Source organism: Variovorax sp. GW822-FHT04E09, from assembly GCF_058800845.1.
Window position 1 is genome coordinate 1 of record NZ_JBXAMR010000020.1, and the last position, 2548, is coordinate 2548.

Annotated in this window: 3 protein-coding genes; all 3 read left to right on the forward strand. The window is 68.1% G+C overall.

The window, feature by feature from the left end; genetic code table 11:
- Window positions 1-591 (forward strand): ABC transporter permease (locus AC1RL8_RS31210; protein WP_492687438.1); only part of this gene is annotated, 591 nt, incomplete at its 5' end.
- Window positions 591-1622: an ABC transporter ATP-binding protein gene (locus tag AC1RL8_RS31215; protein WP_492687437.1), complete on the forward strand. Its 1032-nt coding sequence runs from the start codon at window positions 591-593 to the stop codon at window positions 1620-1622. The genes AC1RL8_RS31210 and AC1RL8_RS31215, both read left to right, overlap by 1 nt.
- On the forward strand, window positions 1619-2548 hold a 930-nt coding region (locus AC1RL8_RS31220), incomplete at its 3' end, for an ABC transporter ATP-binding protein (protein WP_492687436.1). The genes AC1RL8_RS31215 and AC1RL8_RS31220, both read left to right, overlap by 4 nt.

Consider the following 2548-nt stretch of genomic DNA (forward strand, 5'->3'; position numbering starts at 1 on the left):
GCGCTCACGGCCTTGGGCGCGGTGATCGCCGGCACCGTGCTGGGTTTGATGGCAGGCTTCTTCCGCCGCCTCGACGCACCGCTGATGCGCGTGGTCGACGCCATGATGTCCTTCCCCGACATCCTCTTGGCCATCGCGCTGGTGGCCATCCTCGGGCCTTCTTTGATGAACACCGTGCTCGCGCTGGTGCTGGTGTACACGCCGCGTGTCGCACGCGTGGTGCGGGCCTCGACGCTGGTGGTGCGCGAACTGCTGTTCGTCGAGGCCGTGCGCGCTTTGGGCGTGCGCACCTCGCGCATCCTGTGGCGTCACATCCTGCCGAACCTGATGTCGCCGATCCTCGTGCAGGTGTCGTTCATCTTCGCCTACGCGATCCTGGCCGAGGCCGGCCTGTCGTTCCTGGGTGTCGGCGTGCCGCCCGAGATCCCCACCTGGGGCACCATGGTCGCCGGCAGCCAGCAGTACGCGCACCAGGCCTTCTGGGTCGTGCTGTTCCCGGGCCTGGCGATCATCTTCACGGCGCTGTCGCTGCAGTTGCTGGGTGATGGCGTGCGCGACCTGCTCGATCCGAAGCTCAAGAAGACCTCGTGATGACGAACACCACCCCACGCCTCACGGTCACCAACCTGAGCACGAGCTTCCCCACCGAAGACGGATTGATCCGTTCAGTGGCCGACGTGAGCTTTGCCATTCAACCCGGCAAGACCACCGCGCTGGTCGGCGAATCGGGCTCGGGCAAGTCGGTCACCAGCCTCACGCTGATGCGCCTCTTGCCCAAGACCGCCAACGCACGGGTCAGCGGATCGGCTTCCTTCGTTACCCGTGAAGGCAAGACGCTCGACCTGCTGCAGATCGGCGAACGCGAGATGCGCTCGCTGCGCGGCAACCAGCTGTCGATGATCTTCCAGGAGCCGATGACCAGCCTGAACCCGGTGTTCACCATCGGCGAGCAGATTGCCGAGAGCGTACGCCTGCACAAGGGGCTGGACCGCAAGGCGGCCTTGGCCCATGCGCTGCGCATGCTGGAGCTGGTGGAGATTCCGGCCGCCGCCCAACGCATCCACGAGTACCCGCACCAGCTCTCGGGCGGCATGCGCCAGCGGGTGATGATTGCGCTGGCCATGGCCTGCGACCCGACGCTCCTGATTGCCGACGAGCCCACCACGGCGCTGGACGTGACCATCCAGGCGCAGATCCTGGAGCTGATGCGCCGGCTGCAGGCCGAGACGGGCATGAGCATCCTGTTCATCACGCACAACCTGGGCGTGGTGGCGCACCATGCCGACGACGTGGTCGTCATGTACTCGGGCCGTGTGGTCGAGCGCGCGCCGGTGCGCCCGCTCTTCGCGCAGCCCGAGCACCCGTACACGCAGGGCCTGCTGGCCTGCCTGCCGGGCAAGGCGCGCCAGCCCGGCCAGCCCAAGCCCAAGCGGCTGTTCGCGATCCGCGGGCAGGTGTCGAGTCCATTGGCGCCGCCGCCGGGCTGCGCCTTCGAGCCGCGCTGCGACCAGGCGCTGGCGAGCTGCAAGGACGCGATGCCGCCGCTGATCGACATCCGGCAAGACCGCCAGGCGCGCTGCGTGCGCGTGCAGCCCGATGCCCAACTCGCGAGGGTCGCATGACCGCTGTTTCTTCTTTCTCTCCCCTCATCGAAGTCCGCGGCCTTAAAAAATACTTCGGCAGCAGCGAGCGCCCCGTGCGCGCAGTCGACGACGTGTCTTTCGCGATCCATCCCGGCGAGACGCTGGGCCTGGTCGGCGAATCGGGCTCGGGCAAGAGCACCATCGGGCGCACCGTGCTGCGCCTGGTCGAGCGCACCGAGGGCCAGGTGCTGTACCGCGGCGACGACATCGGCGGCCTCTCCGGCGAGCGCATGCGCAAGCTGCGCAGCAAGCTGCAGATCATCTTCCAGGACCCGTACGCCAGCCTGAACCCGAAGATGCGCATCAGCGCCATCCTGGGCGAGGCGCTGTCCACGCACGGCCTGCACAAGGGCGCAGCCGCGCGCGACAAGCGCATCGCCGAGCTGCTGGAGACCGTGGGCCTGCGCCCCGAGCACGCCAGCCGCTTTCCGCACGAGTTCTCGGGCGGCCAGCGCCAGCGCATCGGCGTGGCCCGCGCGCTGGCCGTGGAGCCCGAGTTCATCGTGGCCGACGAGCCGCTCTCGGCGCTCGATGTGTCGATCCAGTCGCAGGTCATCAATCTGCTGGCGGACCTGCGCGAGCGGCTGGGGCTGACCATGCTCTTCATCTCGCACGACCTCGATGTGGTCGAGTATTTGTGCGACCGCGTGGTGGTGCTGTACCTGGGCAAGGTGATGGAAGTGGCCACCACCGAGGAGCTGTTCGCGAACCCCTCGCACCCCTACACCCAGGCGCTGCTGGCCGCGAGCCCGAAGCCCGATCCCGAGATGGCCACCGAGCGCATCGCCTTGAAGGGCGACATTCCCAGCCCGATCTCGCCGCCCTCGGGCTGCGTGTTCCGCACGCGCTGCCCGCATGCCATCGAGGCCTGTGCGCAGACGGTGCCGCCGCTCGAGGAGATTTCC

Coding starts and splice junctions, on each gene's coding strand:
- AC1RL8_RS31215 (WP_492687437.1), top strand. CDS start 591: ATGACGAACACCACCCCACGCCTCACGGTCACCAACCTGAGCACGAGC.